This window comes from Mycobacteroides chelonae CCUG 47445 (assembly GCF_001632805.1).
Lineage (GTDB): Bacteria > Actinomycetota > Actinomycetes > Mycobacteriales > Mycobacteriaceae > Mycobacterium > Mycobacterium chelonae.
Genome location: NZ_CP007220.1, coordinates 350,893 through 367,723 on the forward strand (window position 1 = coordinate 350,893; position 16,831 = coordinate 367,723).

The following is a 16,831-nucleotide window of genomic DNA, read 5'->3' on the forward strand; positions in this document are numbered from 1 at the left end:
TGTCGGTGGCCTATGGAACATTGGAGAGATGGCCACCACTTCGACAGTGGAGACACTGTCGAACGCGGACGAGGCTGCCGAGCACATCGCTCGGCAGTCTTTCGCCGACGCACATGTCGGCACGGTCGGGCTGGAGCTGGAATCTCATACCGTCGAGCTGACGGCTCCGCACCGCAGGGTCAGCTGGAATCGGCTGCATGACATCGCGGAGACCGTTCACGATCTGCCCGGTCGCAGCGCGATCACCTTTGAACCGGGTGGGGCCGTCGAACTCTCCGGACCCCCGCACGCCGATATCTGGTCGGCGATCTCGTCGATGCGGGCCGATCACTCGATCCTGACCTCGACATACCGTGGCGCCGGGATTGCGCTGGCCAGCTTGGGCACCGACCCGCTGCGCACACCCGAACGCGTCAATCCCGCAGCACGGTACGCCGCGATGGCAGGCCATTTCGGTGCTGCTGGTTTCGGTGAGACCGCGCTGCAGATGATGACCTGCACCGCGTCATTGCAGGTCAATCTGCAGTCCGGGACACCGCGGCAATGGCGGGACAGATTTGTGCTGGCGCAGCGGATGGGTCCGACGATGGCGGCGCTCTCGGCCTCCTCGCCGATGCTTGCCGGTCGGCGTACGGGGCGGCGAAACACCCGACAGTGGATCTGGGACAACCTGGACCCGCGACGCTGCGCCCCGGTCGAGATCGGCACCGACCCGACCGAATCCTGGGTCAGATATGCGTTGCGAGCACCCGTCATGCTGGTGCGAAACAAGGAGGGCGCCGATGCGGTTGTCACCCATGTGCCGTTCCAATCCTGGGCTGACGGGACCGTGCGGCTTGCAGGGCGCGCTCCCACCACCGAAGACCTCGACTATCACCTGACCACGCTGTTTCCTCCGGTGCGACCGCGCCGCTGGTTGGAGCTGCGGTACCTTGACGCAGCACCGGATTGGTGGTGGCCCGCGCTGGCATTCACCGTGGTCGCCGCGCTCGACCATCCGCAGGTCGCCGATATCGCCGCGGAGACGGTTGAACCTGTTGGTGACGCGTGGGAGGCGGCATCGCGAGCCGGCCTGGCGGATCCCGCCCTCCATGCGGCCGGGCGTCGGCTGGTGGCGGCGGCGTGCGCGGTGGCGCCGTCCGAGCTGGCCGCGGACATGGCCTTCCTACTGGAACGTGTCGAAGAAGGCCGATGTCCCGCCGACGATTTCATGGATAATGTGACGGAATACGGTGTGGAGCAGGCGTTTTCGGGAGCGACCCAATGATCCGGGAAAAGTTGGTGCGCGACCTCGAAGCCGCGCGTCTGCGCACGCTGACCATCACCGATCATGATGATGCCGAGCTCCATCGTCAGTACGACCCCCTGATGAGTCCGCTGGTGTGGGACCTGGCGCATATCGGACAGCAGGAAGAACTCTGGCTGCTGCGCGACGGTGATCCGCAGAAACCGGGAATGCTGCCCGGCGACATCGAGTCCCTCTATGACGCCTTCCGTCACACCCGGGCCAGCCGGGTGCAGCTGCCGCTGCTCTCCCCGGCACAGGCGCGTTCGTTCTGTCACGAGGTGCGAGGCCGGGTTCTAGACCGGTTGGAGGCACTGCCCTCCGACGGTTCGGCAGGTTCGGACGAATTCACCTACGCCATGGTGCTCAGCCATGAACATCAGCATGACGAAACCATGTTGCAGGCCTTATCGATTCGTCGTGGAGCCGCCCTGCTGGAGCGCGTGGAACCGTTGCCGCCGGGCCGCGCTGGGGTGGCGGGAACCTCGGTGCTGGTGCCGGCGGGTCCGTTCGTACTCGGCGTCGACGCGATCGACGAGCCGTTCTCGCTGGACAATGAGCGCCCCGCACACGTGGTGGATCTCCCGAGTTTTCGGATCGGCAAGGTTCCGGTGACCAACGCCGAGTGGTCGGCATTCATCGCAGACGGCGGATATCGACGCGAGAAGTTCTGGTCCGAGGCCGGATGGACACATCGGTGCATGGAAGACCTTACGGCGCCCAAGTTTTGGAACCGCGGCGGAACGCTGACGCGGTTCGGACGTGAGGTGCAGAGAGTGCCCGATGAGCCGGTGCAGCATGTCACCTTTCATGAGGCACAGGCCTACGCCGCCTGGGCGGGCGGGCGATTGCCCACCGAAGCCGAATGGGAAAAGGCCTGCGTCTGGGATCCGGAAGTCTCTGTGCGACGGCGCTTCCCGTGGGGTGAGGATGCCCCGGGCCGTGACCGAGCCAACCTCGGCGGAGGTGCCCTGGGACCGGCCCCGGTCGGCGCCTATCCTGCATCGGCGTCGCCCTACGGTGCCGAACAGATGCTCGGCGACGTGTGGGAGTGGACCACCTCACCACTGCGGCCCTGGCCCGGCTTCACCCCGATGATCTACCAGCAGTACAGCGAGCCGTTCTTCGAAGGTTCCGGGGCCGGTGACTACCGGGTGCTGCGCGGGGGTTCGTGGGCCGTGTCCCCATCGATCATGCGGCCCAGCTTCCGCAACTGGGATCACCCGATCCGCCGACAGATCTTCAGCGGCGTTCGTCTGGCCTGGGACGTCTAGCATGTGTCGTCATCTGGGCTGGTTGGGTGAGCCACGGAGCCTGGCGTCGCTGATGCTGGACCCGCCGCATGGCCTTGTGGTGCAGTCATATTCACCGCGACGTCAAAAGCATGGTCTGGTAAACGCCGACGGGTGGGGTGCCGGGTTCTTCATCGACGGGGCACCTCGTAGATGGCGCAGTGCACGTCCACTGTGGGGTGATGCGTCCTTCGCCTCGGTGGCTCCGGTGTTGCGCAGCGGATGCATGGTGGCTGCGGTGCGGTCCGCGAGTGTCGGAATGCCCATCGACGAGTCCGCCGCCGCCCCGTTCACGGATGGCACCTGGCTGTTGTCGCACAACGGGATTGTCGATCGCGGCGCGGTGGGCCAGGTGTCGGGTGCGGAGTCGGTGGTCGATAGCGCGGTGCTGGCGGCCCGGATCTTTGCGTCGGGCCCGGAGAACCTGGGAGAGACGGTTCGGCGGATCGGCGCCGCGGATCCATCAGCGCGACTGAATATTATGGCGGCCAACGGAAATGAGTTGATCGCCACAACCTGGGGTGACACCCTGTCGATTCTGGAGGCCGCCGACGGTGTGGTGGTGGCGAGCGAACCGTACGACGACGACCCGTCCTGGGTCGACATCCCGGACCGGCGATTGGTGCGGGTACGCGATGGGAAGGTAGAGGTGGCGCCACTATGACCATGACCCTGGAGAATCACCTAGCCTCTGGTGCGGCGGCCGAGGCGCTACGCCGTGATGTTCGGCAGGGCTTGACCGCAGATGCGAAATCGCTTCCTCCTAAATGGTTTTACGACGAAGTGGGTAGCGATCTGTTTGACGAGATCACTCGGTTGCCGGAGTATTACCCAACACGGACCGAGGCTGGCCTACTGCGTACCCATGCAGACGACATCGCGTCGGCTTCGGGTGCCGACACCCTGGTGGAGCTGGGCAGTGGCACCTCAGAAAAGACGCGAATGCTGCTCGACGCGTTGTCTCCCAAGACGTTCATCCCCTTCGACGTGGATTCCGGGGTGCTGCGCGCGGCGGGGGATGCTCTGGTCACCGAGTACCCGGGGATGCGAGTGCGGGCTGTGTGTGGCGACTTCGAGCAGGACCTCGGGCGGATTCCCCGGGAGGGGCGGCGTCTCGTCGCCTTCTTGGGATCCACGATCGGAAATCTGACCACGCAGCCGCGGGCACGATTCCTGGCCGATGTCGCGGACACCCTGCAACCCGGTGAAATGCTGTTACTCGGAACTGATTTGGTGAAGGACACCGGCCGCCTGGTGCGTGCCTACGATGACAGCGCCGGTGTGACGGCCGCTTTCAATCGCAATGTGCTGGCGGTGATCAATCGTGAACTCGATGCCGATTTCGACTTGGAGGCTTTCGAGCACGTCGCGTTGTGGAACGGTGACGAGGAACGCATGGAGATGTGGCTGCGCTCCGTGCGCGACCAGCGGGTAACCATCGAAGCTCTGGACCTCGTCGTAGATTTCGGGGCGGGGGAGATGATGTTGACCGAGGTGTCGTGCAAGTTCCGACAGGAGGGTGTGGCGCGGGAGTTGGCCGCTGCGGGCCTGCGCCAGACTCATTGGTGGACGGATGGTTCCCATGACTTCGGACTGTCGTTGGCGGTGAAGCAGTGAGTCTGGGTGAGGTGTGGCGGCAGGTCCGGCCACCGGTTCTCGGTGTGCACCTGGATTCGGCGGCATGTTCACGGCAGAGCGTTGACACCATTCGGGCGGTGGCTCAGCACGCCGAACACGAGGCGCAGATAGGCGGGTACGTGGCGCAGGAAGCCGCGGCGCCGGTACTCGAGGCTGGACGTGCCGCAGTACGTCACCTGACGGGCATGCCCGGGGCGCAGGTGCAATTCACCACCGGCGCCGCCGATGCCCTGCGTACGCTGCTGCAGTCGTGGCCGGTCGATGCCGGACGGGTTGTCGCTTGTCTGCCCGGTGAATTCGGCCCGAACCTGATGATCATGAACCACTTCGGATTCACCCCGGTGTGGTTGCCTGTCGACGGAGACGGCCGCGCCGATATTGACGGGATTGAGGCCTTTCTGCGCCGCGAGAAGGTGGACCTGGTGCATTTCACCGTTGTCGGTAGCCACCGTGGCACCGTGCAGCCCGCCGCGGACGTGGTCGCGTTGGCGCGTGCGGCCGGGGTGCCGGTCGTTGTCGATGCCGCGCAGGCCCTGGGACATATCGACTGCACTCATGGCGCCGACGCCATGTACGCACCGTCACGGAAGTGGTTGGCCGGTCCGCGTGGTGTGGGTGTGCTTGCCGTCAATCCGGCTCTTGCACATCTGATTCCGCAATGGGCTGGCCATGTGGAGGCACATGTCGCGGGCTGGGTGGGGCTGTCGGTCGCGGTGGGGCAGCATCTGGCGGCCGGTCCCTCGGAGGTTCAGGGCGCGTTGGCTGAGCGTGGGCGGGCCGCCCGAAAGATCCTGGGGGAACTCGACGATTGGCGGGTGGTGGAGTCCGTGGACGAACCTAGTGCCATCACCACACTGGAGCCCATTGGGGACGTCGACGTGGTCGCGGTGCGTACGCACCTCATCGAGGAGCATGCGATCGTGACGACCGCTGCAGAGACCGTGCGAGCACCGTTCGAGATGACCAAGCCGGTGCTTCGGATCAGCCCGCATGTCGATGGCACCGATGAGGAGCTGGAGCAGTTGGCCGACGCGTTGGCCTAGTCCTCAAGGCGTAGACCTGTGGCTTCCCCAGTATTTTTCTCGGCGCAGATGACCTATCTGATGCGAGTTCGGGTATAGGCGCGGCGAAATTTAGGTAGTCGGCTACTCGTGCCGGGGTCGGCAGTTCGATGCCACCGTGGCGTTGCCCGCGCAGCGCGGGTGAAGCTAACGAACAGGCAAGGACCTCTCATGAGTAACTGGCAGTGGATGGGTAATCATGCGGATGCTCCCTCGGCGGTGGAGGCGGCCAATCAGGCGGGGTGCGGCGCCGGTGAAGTGGTCTTCGAAGTGAATGACAACGGCACCGTGGGACTGTACATATACCTCAATACTGTAGGCAGCGTGAAGAAGTGGCGCTGGATGGGTAATCATGCGGATGCTCCCTCGGCGGTGGAGGCGGCCAATCAGGCAGGGTGCGGCGCCGGTGAGGCGGTCTATGCGGCCAATGATGCCGGGACAGTCGGGCTCTATCTCCTCAGATAGGCGCGCGCGGTGAAACCGGATGGCTCTTCCTGAAAGGAAAAGGCGTGCCAGAGAACATAGCCCCCTTGGATCCCCTGCCAACCTGCAGGACGATCGATGAAGTCGTTGCGGCGATCGACTCGATCATCATGTGGTCAATCGGGGTATCAAGCAGACTCGGATACTTCGCGGCGCTGTACAAGAGGATTACCCTCGCGGTCGGCGTCGCGATTGAGCAGCATGTGTTCCAGGATGGCGCACGGATGGAACGGTTCGATGTGGAATTCGCCGAGCGCTATTTCGCTGCGTTGAATGGCTACTTCCACCCGGGTCAGTACGGCAAACCCGCGCACTCGTGGCAGGTGACATTCGACTCGGCTCACCTGGAGCAGCCAATTCTGGTGCAGCACATGCTCGCCGGGGTCAATGCGCACATTGGGCTTGACCTTGGAATTGTTGTCCAGAATGTCGCCAGGGGTGCCCAGCTGCAGTCGTTGCGCGAGGATTTCAACCGGCTCAACGCGGTGCTGGCCAGTCAGGTGAACGGCGTGGTGGGAGACATCAACGAGTTGTCTCCGGTGTTGGCCGACTTGTACGCGGTGCTCCAGGAACGGCAGATCGCAGTGATCAACGAATCGGTCAAAGCATTTCGGGATAGCGCTTGGCGGTTCGCCGCTGTGCTGGCCGCCTTGCCGGATGTTCTCGATCCGGGCGTGATCCTGGCGCGCGATCTGCACATCGCGCAGCAGGGGGCGCTGGTCTACAGTCCGCCCGCGCCAATGTCGGTGTTTGTCAACGCGATCGCCGCGCGGGAGAGTCGCGATGTGGTGGCGAACCTACGGGAGCTGGATCGAATTGCGGTGACACCGGCGCCGATATGCACCGTGATGTGATGCGGCACGCCATGTTCAGATCAGCTCCCAAGTGTGCACCGGTTCGTTGGAATGCATGTGTTCGCAATACATCCGGAGCATCTCGCTGAGCGCCGCCTTGCGAGTCAACCCACGCTCTTCGAGCGCACCGACGGTGTGGGTCTGCCAGGCCGCGCCGTTGATGCCAGATTTCGCTCGCGCCTCAATGACCCCGAGGTAACGATCGCGCACCTCGGTGGCCACCCCCCAGCGTCGTAATCCTTCATGTGCCATGGGCAGCAGGTGCCGCAGCGTCAGTTCATCGGCCGTGATCTCGCCCACGCCGGGCCAGTACATTCTGGCTTCTGCACCACGCCGCGCACCCTCCAGGAAATTGTCATGTGCCGCAGCGAAAGTCATCTTCGTCCAGACGGGCCGATCATCCTCAGACAGGGCTCGAAGCGCGCCGTAGTAGAACGCGGCATTGGCCATCACATCGATCACCGAGGGCCCGGCGGGCAGCACGCGATTCTCCACGCGTAGATGTGGTGTGCCATCGACGACGTCGTAGATCGGGCGGTTCCAGCGATAGACCGTTCCGTTGTGCAACCGCAGTTCCTGAAGCCGAGGCGCCCTCCCCGCCGCGAGCTCGGCCACCGGGTCCTCGTCCGAGATCTCCGGCAGCAGCGATGGGAAGTAGAGGACATTCTCTTCGAACAGGTCGAAGATCGACGTGATCCAGCGCTCGCCGAACCACACCCGTGGGCGCACCCCCTGCACCTTGAGTTCCTGCGGCCTGGTGTCGGTGGACTGCGTGAAGAGCTCGATGCGCGTCTCCGCCCATAGGGACTTGCCGAAGAAGAACGGTGAGTTGGCGGCCAGCGCCAGCTGCGGGCCCGCCAGCAGCTGGGCGGCGTTCCAATTGGCTGCGAAGTCGTCGGGTGCCACCTGCAGATGCAGTTGCATGCTGGTACACGCCGACTCCGGGGCGATGGACGGCGACCTGATACTGAGACGCTCCGAACCGGTGATGTCGATCTGCATGTCCTCACCACGGGCGTTGAACACCGCGTCGTTCAATGCCCGATAGCGGGAGGACGGGCTCATCCACGCGCCGTCCAGGTGTTCGGGCATGACCGTTGGCAGGATGCCGATCATCACGATGTGTGCGCCGCGTTCGCCGGCCCGCTGCTCTGCTGCGTTCAGGCTCGTGCGCACGTCGTCTTCGAGTTCCAGGGCCGCCGAGCCGGGGAGCGCGCGGGGCGGCACATTGAGTTCGATGTTGTAGGCGCCCAGTTCCGTCTGAAAGGCCGGATCGGCGATCGACGCGAGAACTTCGGTATTGGTCATCGCCGGCTGGTAATCGCTGTCGACGAGGTTGAACTCGATCTCCATGCCGGTCAGCGGTCGTTCGAAGTCGAATCTGGACTCCGACAGCATGGTCTCGAACACGTCCAGACAGTTCTGCACCTTGGTGCGATAGGCCCGGCGGTGCTCACCGGTGAACTGGGTGCGTGCGACTTCGTCGCCCATGGGTCGTATTCTTCCCCAACGGGGGGCTAGGACCTGGTGATTCGCCCGTACGCGGCCCCAGACGATTCGGCGAAAAAAGGTTGAAAAACATGGAACCAAATCAGCACCAGTGCCGTCGTATCTGATCAGAGGCACAATCTGGCGACGAACCGCGCCATCGTGTGCGCGTGGGACCGGTTCCTTGGGGAGGTATTTATGAGCGACATCATGAAGGCCAACGGTGCCGAGATGGCTCGGTTGGCGAGTCGCGTCGCAGGACGTGCGAAGGATGCGTTTCCCGATGTTGATTTCGAGGCGGCGGCCAACGCGGTTGCCGGTACCGAGTTCGCTGAGGTGCTGCGGGCCGTCAGTGCCGCGCTCAAACGTGCCGGGGGCGGTGCGTCCGAACGCATCGAGGGCATTTCACACTTTGTTCAGACCAGCTCGGGCTCGTTGACGGGCCAGGACGCCGCTAACGGCAGGCAGGTCACCAGGGCCGGAGAGGTCAGGCTGTGAGACCGACGATTTCGCAGCTACGTGGGTGGGATGTCGCCAACCTGGACGCTGCCGCAAAGGCCATCGAAGATGCCAGCAAGAACCTGGACCTGTCCATCGACGGAGTGGTCCGCGATCTGGACTCGGCAGAGTCGTTCTGGAAGGGCAAGTCCTTCGCGGCGGCGTATGACCAGGCGTCGAGCGAGCAGTCCTCGACTAACCGGCTCTCGTTCGCGATCGGCAATGTGGCCGAGGCGGTCCGTGGCGGGCACTCGGCACTGACTGCGGCGCGTGACAAGGTGATGGCGCTGGTGGACGAGGCCAACGCGAAGGGCCTGCAGGTTGCCGACGACGGCACCGTCACGGCTCCGCAGGGCAACAGGGATCTACAGGCCGAGGCCCGGCGGTTGACCGATGCGATTCGCCAGGCGCTGAAGTCGCTCGAAGAGGCCGATCGCGCCTCGTCGAATGACCTGCGGAAGGCGTCGGAGACGGTTGACGCGGAGCATAAGGTGGCCAGCACTGCGCCCGCGGCGTTCGTACCGGCCAGCAGTGGCGGTGCGGCAAGTGGCTCGATGCGGGCCGGCAGCAGTGGATTCGGTGGCGGTGGCGGCGGTTTCGGGGGCGGTCATGGCGGTGGCAGTGGGGGCGGACACGGTGGCGGCGGGGGCCATAGTGTGCCCGATGGCAGCTACTCCAACACCGGTGCTCCGTCGTTGCGCCCGTTGGGTCCGTCGGTGTTCATGAATCTGGACGCCGGTCAGATGGACGTCGCTCGCAAGATCATCGAAGAAGGTCTGCGTCGGGGGCTTTCGCCCGAGGCGATTCAGATCGCGTTGGCGACCGCACTCACCGAGTCCGGCTTGCGCAGCCTCGCGAACTCCTCGGTTCCCGACTCGATGATGCTGGCCAATGACGGTGTGGGACATGACCACGACTCGGTGGGGCCGTTCCAGCAGCGTCAAAGCTGGGGTGCCACAGCCGATTTGATGGATCCGACGAGGTCGGCGGGCAAGTTCTACGACCAGTTGGTGAAGGTGTCCGGTTGGCAGGACATGAGCGTTGCCCAAGCCGCGCAGTCGGTTCAGCGCTCCGCCTTCCCCGACGCGTATGCGAAGTACGAGGCGCAGGCCGCGCAGATCTTCCACCAGGTCACCGGTCGATAGTCGCGCTGCCCGTCGGCTGACTGTGGTGCAATGTGGGCATGCCCACGCCGCGACGCACCCAGGAGGAACGTTCGGCGGCGATGCGTTCCCGCTTGCTTGAGGCGACCATCGACTGTCTCGTCGAGTTCGGGTATTCCGGCACCACCACCTCGCGTATCGCGAGTCGCGCCGGTGTCACGCGCGGTGCGCTGATCCATCACTTCCAGTCCAAGTCGGAACTGATGGCCGAGTCGGTGCGCCATCTCGCGTTTAAGCGCACCCAGGCGGTGCTCGAAGAGCTGATGGCCATGGATCAGTCCGCCGACTCGGTTGAGCGGTATCTCGACGTGCTGTGGCGGATTCATCAGGGGCCGTTGTTCACCGCGGTGGTGGAGCTGCTCATCGCGGCGCGGACCGAGCCTGACCTGCGTGTGCACCTGGACCAGTTCGAAAAGATGGTGCTGCACAATCTGTCGGCGTTGCATGTACTCGACGACGAGGATCCGACGTCTCCCAGGGATCGGCGTGACTTCGGCCTGCTGGCCATGGACATCATCCGCGGCATCCTGGTCAGCAGCTTGACCGCGTCTCAGGAAACCCGCGACCGTCGCTGGTCCAGGGCCAAGCAGATGCTGGAACTGCGGCTTCGAGCGCCGCAGCTCGATACGCAAAAACAAACTGTCCTGTAGGTAAATGTCCGGGGTGATTCCGGGCAAGTTTGGTGCGCGTTCACCAAGTTCATCGTTCGATAGACCAGGCCTTCTGTGGTTTGACGATACATCTGTACCGCACCCTTACATTCAGGATAGAACGTATGTTACGTTGACGAAGCCCCCATCGAAGTGCGCGCAAAAGGAGCTTGGAACGATGCCCCCAAAGGCCCCCGAGAAGGTTTTCGTCATCGGCGTCGGGATGACGAAGTTCGAGAAACCCGGACGACGTGAGGGCTGGGACTACCCGGCCATGGCCAAGGAATCGGGCACCAATGCCCTGACCGACGCCGGCATTGACTACGACAAGGTGGAAGCCGCCTATGTCGGGTACTGCGCGGGGGAGTCCACCTCCGGCCAGCGTGCCGTCTACGAGCTCGGCATGACCGGCATCCCGGTCACCAACGTCAACAACAACTGTTCAACTGGCTCGACCGCACTGTTCAACGCGGCGCAGGCCATTCGCGGTGGACTCGCCGATGTCACGTTGGCGCTGGGATTCGAGAAGATGCAGCCCGGATCGTTGGGCGCGACCTTCACCGACCGTGAGCAGCCCATGCAGCGGCACATCGAAGCCCTTGCCGGGTTGTTCGATTTCGCCTTCCCGCCTGCGCCCTGGATGTTCGGCGCCGCCGGTCGTGAGCACATGCAGAAGTACGGCACCACCGCCGAGCACTTCGCCAAGATCGGTTACAAGAACCACAAGCATTCGGTGAACAACCCTTATGCGCAGTTCCAGGAGGAATACACCCTTCAGGACATCTTGGACGCCAAGGAGATCTACGCACCACTGACCAAACTGCAGTGCTCGCCGACCTCCGACGGATCGGGTGCCGCCATCTTGGCCTCGGAGCGGTTCGTCGAGGCGAACGGGCTCGGTGACCGTGCCGTGGAGATCGTCGGGCAGGCGATGACCACCGACACCCCGGGAACGCTGGAATCCAAGTCGGCGATCACGCTCATCGGATTCGACATGGCCAAGCTCGCCGCGCAGAAAGTGTATGAGCAGGCCCAGATTTCGGCCGACGATGTGGATGTCATCGAGTTGCACGACTGCTTCTCGGCCAACGAACTGATCACCTACGAGGCGCTGGGACTGTGCGGCGAGGGCGAGGGCGGCAAGCTGATCGACAACGGTGACACCACCTATGGCGGCCGCTGGGTGGTCAACCCGTCGGGTGGCCTGATCTCGAAGGGGCACCCACTCGGTGCGACCGGTCTGGCGCAGTGCGCCGAGCTCACGTGGCAGCTGCGCGGTGAGGCCGACAAGCGCCAGGTGGCCGACGCAAAGGTGGCGTTGCAGCACAACCTCGGCCTCGGTGGCGCGTGCGTGGTCACCGCCTACAAGCCGGCCAATCGCTGAAAGGGGTTGGGAAGCAATGGCTGACACCAAATACCCGTTCAACAACGACGGCCTGGACCAGTGGGGTGCCGAGGAGACCATCGAGGTCGACAAGGATCGCCTGATCGCCTATGCCGAGGCCACCAACGACCCGATCGAAGAGCATCGCAAGGGGGAGGTGGCACCACCGGTTTTCGCGGTGGTACCCATCTTCCAGTCACTCGTCGGAACCACGATGAGTGTCGTTCCCTACCAGTTGATTCCGCGTGTGGTGCACGGTGAGCAGTTCTTCCGGTTCCATCGACCCATCAAGCCTGGCGACACGCTGGTGGCCAAGTCGAAGATGACCGGCTACGAGGGTATGGAGAATGGCACTCGCGGCACGGTGTATGCCGAAACGCGGGATGCCTCGGGCGATCTGGTCAACGAGCAGTACGTGACATTCTTCTTCCGCAAGTACGACGTGGGTGAGACGCGCGGTGTTCTTGGCCCGAACGTCGTGCTGGATGAGGCGATCAAGGCCAACGGGCCGGCCGCCTCCCTGGTGCAGCATGTCGACGACGACCAGACGTTCCGGTACAGCCCGGCGTCGGGTGATCCGATGCCGATCCACCTGGACAACGATGCCGCGGTGGCGGCCGGATTGCCCGGCATCATCGCGCATGGATTGTGCACCATGGCATTTACGTCATGGGCCGCCCTGACCGAGCTGGCCGACTCGCGCACCGAGCGTCTCAAGGAGCTGGCGGTGCGGTTCGCCAAGCCGGTGCTGCCCGGGCAGGACATCACCACCAGCTTCTGGAAGAACGGTGCCGCCGGTACCTATTCGTACGAAACCAGCGTCGGCGACGACCTCGTCATCAAAAACGGCCACGCGGTTATCGCCTAAGTCATCGCAGAAGGAGAGGGAATCACTATGGGACAACTTGACGGACGGGTAGCGGTCATCACCGGTGCCGGACGTGGCATCGGCCGTGAGCATGCGCTGCTCTTCGCCAGGGAAGGCGCATCGGTGGTCGTCAACGACCTCGGCGGCGCCAACGACGGCTCCGGATCGGATGCCGGGCCTGCGCAGGAAGTGGTCGACGAGATCGTTGCCGCCGGGGGTAAAGCCGTTGCGAACACCGACAACATCTCCACCTGGGCCGGCGCTTCGAATCTGGTGAACCAGGCCGTCGAAACCTTCGGACAGCTGGACGCCGTGGTGAACAACGCGGGCATCCTGCGGGACGGTTTCGTTGCGGGACTTGAGGAGGACCAGTGGGATTCGGTCATCCAGGTGCACCTCAAGGGGCATTTCGCGGTGTTGCGTCACGCAGCCGAGTACTGGAAGGCGCAGTCCAAGGCCGGTGCCGATGTCAAGGCGACCGTGGTGAACACTGCGTCGGATTCCGGTGTAACACTGCCGAATCCGGGGCAAGGTAACTACGGTGCGGCCAAGGCCGGTATCGCGGCGCTGTCTTGCGTCGCGGCTGCTGAGCTGGAGCGATACGGGGTCAAGGTGAACGCGATCGCGCCGGTGGCGCGCACGCGCCTGACGCTGGCCACGCCGGGTATGGGTGCGATCTTCGCGGAGCCGGTGGAGGAGGGGCAGTTCGACATGTTCAGCCCGGCCAACATCTCACCGTTGGTGGCCTACCTGAGCACGGAGAAGAACCCGTGGACTGGCCAGGTGTTCAAGGTGACGGGTGGATCCATCCAGCGGCTCAAGGGTTGGTCGGTGACCGACACCGCCGAGACCGACGGACCGTGGAGCATTGACCTGGTGCGCGAGAGCGTGGAGCCCTGGAAGTAGGAGTTTCTTAACGCGAACGGTCCCCCGAAATCGGGGGACCGTTCGGCGTTTTCAGGTGTGCCTACGGCGGCTCGCCCCTAGATTCGGAGTTATGAGGCACACCGGTCAACTCGCCGCGGAGTTCGTCGGCACGCTGATCTTGATTCTGTTCGGCTTGGGTGTGGTCGCACAGGTGGTGACGGCCGGGAACGAGGACTACGGCAATCACAACTCCATCGCCTGGGCCTGGGGCATGGGAGTCGCCTTCGGCATCTTCGCCGCCGGGCGGATATCCGGCGCGCACCTCAACCCGGCGGTGACACTGGCGTTGGCGGCGTTTCGTGGATTCCCCTGGAAACACGTGATTCCGTTCATCGTGGCCCAGACCGCCGGTGCGTTCGTGGCGGCGCTGCTGGTCCGGTGGAACTACGGGAGTGTGTTGTCGGCCGTGGATCCCGGGCACACCATTGCGACGCAGGGGGTCTTCTCGACGCTACCGGGCAACGGCGCCCTTGACGTCAGCCTGTGGGGCGGCCTGCGCGACCAGATCATCGGCACAGCAATTCTGCTGTTCCTGATCTTCGCCATTTCAGACCGACGCAATATCCGTATGCCCGAGAGTCTTTTGCCGTTCGCGATCGGTGCGGTGGTCGTCGGTCTGGGCATGGCATGGGGGTCCATCGCGGGGTACGCGATCAATCCGGCCCGCGATTTCGGACCCCGGCTGGCGTCTTATCTCACCGGTTTCGATACGGTTTTCCTCGACCAGCACGGCGCCCAGTATTGGTGGGTGCCGATAGTCGGGCCACTCGTCGGGGGCCTGCTGGGGGCCGCCCTGTACCGCTATCTCGTGGAAGCATTCCTGTACGCAGACGATTCCGATACTCAATCACCTTCGCACACCGAGGAGTTCGCCAATGGCTGATTTCGTGGCATCGATCGACCAGGGCACGACCAGCACGCGTGCCATGATCTTCAACCACCGGGGCGAGGAGGTCGGCCGCCACCAGTTGGAGCATCAGCAGCTGCTGCCGCGGGCAGGTTGGGTGGAGCACAATCCGGTGGAGATCTGGGAACGCACCTGGTCGGTGCTGGCCACTTCCCTGAACGTGACCGGATTGTCATCGGGGGATCTGGCTGCCGTGGGAGTGACCAACCAGCGCGAGACCACGTTGGTGTGGAACCGTCATACCGGCCGGCCGTACTGCAATGCCATCGTCTGGCAGGACACCCGCACCGACAAGATCGCGGCGGCGCTGGACCGGGACGGCCGCGGTGACATCATCCGGGAGAAGGCCGGATTGCCACCTGCCACATACTTTTCCGGCGGCAAGCTGCAGTGGATTCTGGAGAACATCGACGGTGTGCGCCGCGACGCGGAGAACGGCGATGCGCTCTTCGGTACCCCCGATAGCTGGGTGATCTGGAACCTTACCGGTGGCATTCGCGGCGGGGTGCACGTCACCGACGTGACCAACGCCAGCCGCACGATGCTGATGAACCTGGAGACCCTGGACTGGGATGACGAGCTGCTGTCGTTCTTTTCCATTCCACGCCAGATGCTTCCGCCGATCAAGGCATCCTCGCCGGTAGAGCCCTTTGGTGTGACGACCCATATGGGGCCGCTCGGCGGTGAGGTGCCCATTGCCGGCGATTTGGGTGATCAGCAGGCGGCGATGGTGGGACAGGTGTGCCTGAGCCCCGGCGAGGCCAAGAATACCTATGGCACCGGAAACTTCTTGCTACTCAACACCGGTGAAGAATTGGTCCGCTCCCGCAATGGGTTGTTGACCACCGTCTGTTACCAATTCGGGGACAGCAAGCCGGTGTACGCGCTCGAGGGTTCCATCGCGGTCACCGGCTCGGCGGTGCAGTGGTTGCGGGATCAGCTTGGCATCATCAGCGGCGCCGCACAGAGCGAGGATTTGGCGCGTCAGGTCGAGGACAACGGCGGAGTGTATTTCGTACCGGCCTTCTCGGGGCTGTTCGCGCCGCACTGGCGTTCGGATGCCCGCGGCGCGATCGTGGGCCTTTCCCGGTTCAACACGAACGCGCATTTGGCGCGCGCCACGCTGGAGGCGATCTGCTACCAGAGCCGCGAAGTGGTCGAAGCCATGGAGGCGGACTCGGGTGTGCACCTGGAGGTGCTCAAGGTGGACGGTGGGATTACCGCCAACAAGCTCTGCATGCAGATCCAGGCCGACACCCTGGGCGTGGATGTCGTCAAACCCGTTGTCGCCGAAACGACCGCGCTCGGCGCTGCGTACGCGGCGGGCTTGGCTGTCGGCTTCTGGAAGGACGTCGACGACCTTCGGCGGAACTGGCAGGAAGACGAACGATGGAGCTCCTCGATCAGCGAAGAACAGCGCGCGCATGGGTTCGCCGGCTGGAAGAAGGCCGTGCAGCGCACGCTGGATTGGGTCGAGGCCTAAGAAATGGCCGAGTGTCGACTTCTCGGGTGAAAGTTCGAGAGAGCAGCCCGAAAAGTCGACACTCGACAGGTGAGTTAGTCGGTTTCGCCCAAGATGCCGTAGATCTGCTTGCGAGCAGAATTCACGATCTCGATGATCCGTTGCTGCTGTTCGGCTGAGGCAGCGTGGGCCGACTGTGCGACCGCGCCCATCAGCTGACCGAGTGCGGAACGAAGATCGAGCACCGATGGGTCGGCGTCCTCATTGATCTTGTCCCAGGGCGGGGTGTCGAGCTTGGCCGCGCCCGCTTTGCCTTCTTCGGTGAGCTCGAACTGCTTGCGGCTGCCGCTGCCCTCGGCCTCAACGATGAGGCCCTCGTCGACGAGCAGTTGCAGTGTCGGATAGACCGAACCGGGGCTCGGCCGCCAGATGTTGTTACTGCGTTCGGCGATCTCACGGATCATTTCGTAGCCGTGCATCGGGCGTTCGGCGAGCAGCGCCAGGATGGCGGCCCGGACGTCGCCGCGCTGGCCACGTCCCCGTCCACGTCCACGTGGCTGGTCACCGAAACCGAATCCGAAGCCAGGGCCGAAGCCCGGCCCGAATCCGCGTCCAAACCCTGGCCCGAACCCGCGGTCCATGAACGCGCCGGGTCCGCGCCGCCCAGCCCAGGCTTGATCCTGAAACTCGCCGCGCGGGTCGCATTCGTGACGACGACCGCCGTGGCGCCGACCTGGTCCGCGACGTGTGGGGTCGAAACCGAATCCGAAACCAAATGGTGTGTCGGGCCGAAACTGTTCGGCCCTTTCCTCATGGGAAGTCATGTGTGTCTCCTCGTGCTTGGGGGGAGGCGTTATCGCCTCTCGATACA

General features: G+C 64.0%; 17 protein-coding genes. 15 read left to right on the top strand and 2 right to left on the bottom strand.

Annotated elements, in window-relative coordinates; all coding sequences use genetic code 11:
* The first annotated feature begins 28 nt into the window (after positions 1-28).
* The 7 genes from egtA to BB28_RS01795 all read left to right on the top strand — a co-directional run bounded on the left by egtA (position 29) and on the right by BB28_RS01795 (position 6,613).
* A complete protein-coding gene (gene egtA, locus BB28_RS01765; RefSeq protein ID WP_046252279.1) occupies positions 29-1,267 on the top strand; it encodes an ergothioneine biosynthesis glutamate--cysteine ligase EgtA in 1,239 nt (412 codons plus the stop codon).
* The gene (egtB, locus tag BB28_RS01770; RefSeq protein ID WP_046252280.1) at positions 1,264-2,559 is read left to right on the top strand and encodes an ergothioneine biosynthesis protein EgtB; all 1,296 of its coding nucleotides are present in this window, start codon (positions 1,264-1,266) and stop codon (positions 2,557-2,559) included. Before egtA ends, egtB begins: the two co-directional genes overlap by 4 nt.
* Before the next feature lies 1 nt (position 2,560).
* Positions 2,561-3,241: an ergothioneine biosynthesis protein EgtC gene (gene egtC / locus BB28_RS01775; protein ID WP_046252281.1), complete on the top strand. Its 681-nt coding sequence runs from the start codon at positions 2,561-2,563 to the stop codon at positions 3,239-3,241.
* A 2-nt stretch (positions 3,242-3,243) separates the two neighbouring features.
* The gene (egtD, locus tag BB28_RS01780; protein ID WP_191985257.1) at positions 3,244-4,194 is read left to right on the top strand and encodes an L-histidine N(alpha)-methyltransferase; all 951 of its coding nucleotides are present in this window, start codon (positions 3,244-3,246) and stop codon (positions 4,192-4,194) included.
* Positions 4,191-5,258: an ergothioneine biosynthesis PLP-dependent enzyme EgtE gene (gene egtE / locus BB28_RS01785; RefSeq protein WP_046252283.1), complete on the top strand. Its 1,068-nt coding sequence runs from the start codon at positions 4,191-4,193 to the stop codon at positions 5,256-5,258. Before egtD ends, egtE begins: the two co-directional genes overlap by 4 nt.
* A 189-nt stretch (positions 5,259-5,447) precedes the next feature.
* Positions 5,448-5,741, top strand: a complete 294-nt coding sequence (locus BB28_RS01790; protein ID WP_046252284.1) for a hypothetical protein — start codon at positions 5,448-5,450, stop codon at positions 5,739-5,741.
* A 44-nt stretch (positions 5,742-5,785) separates the two neighbouring features.
* A complete protein-coding gene (locus BB28_RS01795; protein ID WP_052740086.1) occupies positions 5,786-6,613 on the top strand; it encodes a DUF5995 family protein in 828 nt (275 codons plus the stop codon).
* Positions 6,614-6,628: 15 nt separating this feature from the next.
* Here BB28_RS01795 and BB28_RS01800 read toward each other — a convergent pair whose 3' ends face one another.
* Positions 6,629-8,104: a glutamate-cysteine ligase family protein gene (locus BB28_RS01800; protein ID WP_046252285.1), complete on the bottom strand. Its 1,476-nt coding sequence runs from the start codon at positions 8,102-8,104 to the stop codon at positions 6,629-6,631.
* 195 nt (positions 8,105-8,299) lie between these two features.
* On the opposite strand from BB28_RS01800, the gene BB28_RS01805 reads away from it, so the two are divergent.
* The 8 genes from BB28_RS01805 (at position 8,300) to glpK (ending at position 15,981) form a co-directional block, all read left to right on the top strand.
* Positions 8,300-8,599, top strand: a complete 300-nt coding sequence (locus tag BB28_RS01805) for a hypothetical protein (RefSeq protein ID WP_030095948.1) — start codon at positions 8,300-8,302, stop codon at positions 8,597-8,599.
* Positions 8,596-9,744, top strand: coding sequence for a hypothetical protein (locus BB28_RS01810; protein ID WP_064393356.1), 1,149 nt, complete (start codon positions 8,596-8,598; stop codon positions 9,742-9,744). The genes BB28_RS01805 and BB28_RS01810 overlap by 4 nt, the downstream gene beginning before the upstream one ends.
* Before the next feature lie 38 nt (positions 9,745-9,782).
* Complete coding sequence (locus BB28_RS01815) at positions 9,783-10,412, top strand: TetR/AcrR family transcriptional regulator (protein ID WP_081252187.1); 630 nt, start codon at positions 9,783-9,785, stop codon at positions 10,410-10,412.
* A 178-nt stretch (positions 10,413-10,590) separates the two neighbouring features.
* Positions 10,591-11,796: a lipid-transfer protein gene (locus BB28_RS01820; protein WP_046252288.1), complete on the top strand. Its 1,206-nt coding sequence runs from the start codon at positions 10,591-10,593 to the stop codon at positions 11,794-11,796.
* Between the two features lie 16 nt (positions 11,797-11,812).
* Complete coding sequence (locus BB28_RS01825) at positions 11,813-12,664, top strand: MaoC/PaaZ C-terminal domain-containing protein (RefSeq protein ID WP_046252289.1); 852 nt, start codon at positions 11,813-11,815, stop codon at positions 12,662-12,664.
* A gap of 27 nt (positions 12,665-12,691) precedes the next feature.
* On the top strand, positions 12,692-13,570 hold the full coding sequence (locus BB28_RS01830) for an SDR family oxidoreductase (RefSeq protein ID WP_046252290.1): 879 nt from the start codon (positions 12,692-12,694) through the stop codon (positions 13,568-13,570).
* A gap of 91 nt (positions 13,571-13,661) precedes the next feature.
* Positions 13,662-14,474, top strand: a complete 813-nt coding sequence (locus BB28_RS01835; RefSeq protein WP_046252291.1) for an MIP/aquaporin family protein — start codon at positions 13,662-13,664, stop codon at positions 14,472-14,474.
* A complete protein-coding gene (gene glpK, locus BB28_RS01840) occupies positions 14,467-15,981 on the top strand; it encodes a glycerol kinase GlpK (protein WP_064393357.1) in 1,515 nt (504 codons plus the stop codon). The genes BB28_RS01835 and glpK overlap by 8 nt, the downstream gene beginning before the upstream one ends.
* 74 nt (positions 15,982-16,055) lie before the next feature.
* Here glpK and BB28_RS01845 read toward each other — a convergent pair whose 3' ends face one another.
* Complete coding sequence (locus BB28_RS01845; protein WP_046255451.1) at positions 16,056-16,784, bottom strand: PadR family transcriptional regulator; 729 nt, start codon at positions 16,782-16,784, stop codon at positions 16,056-16,058.
* Between the last annotated feature and the right edge of the window lie 47 nt (positions 16,785-16,831).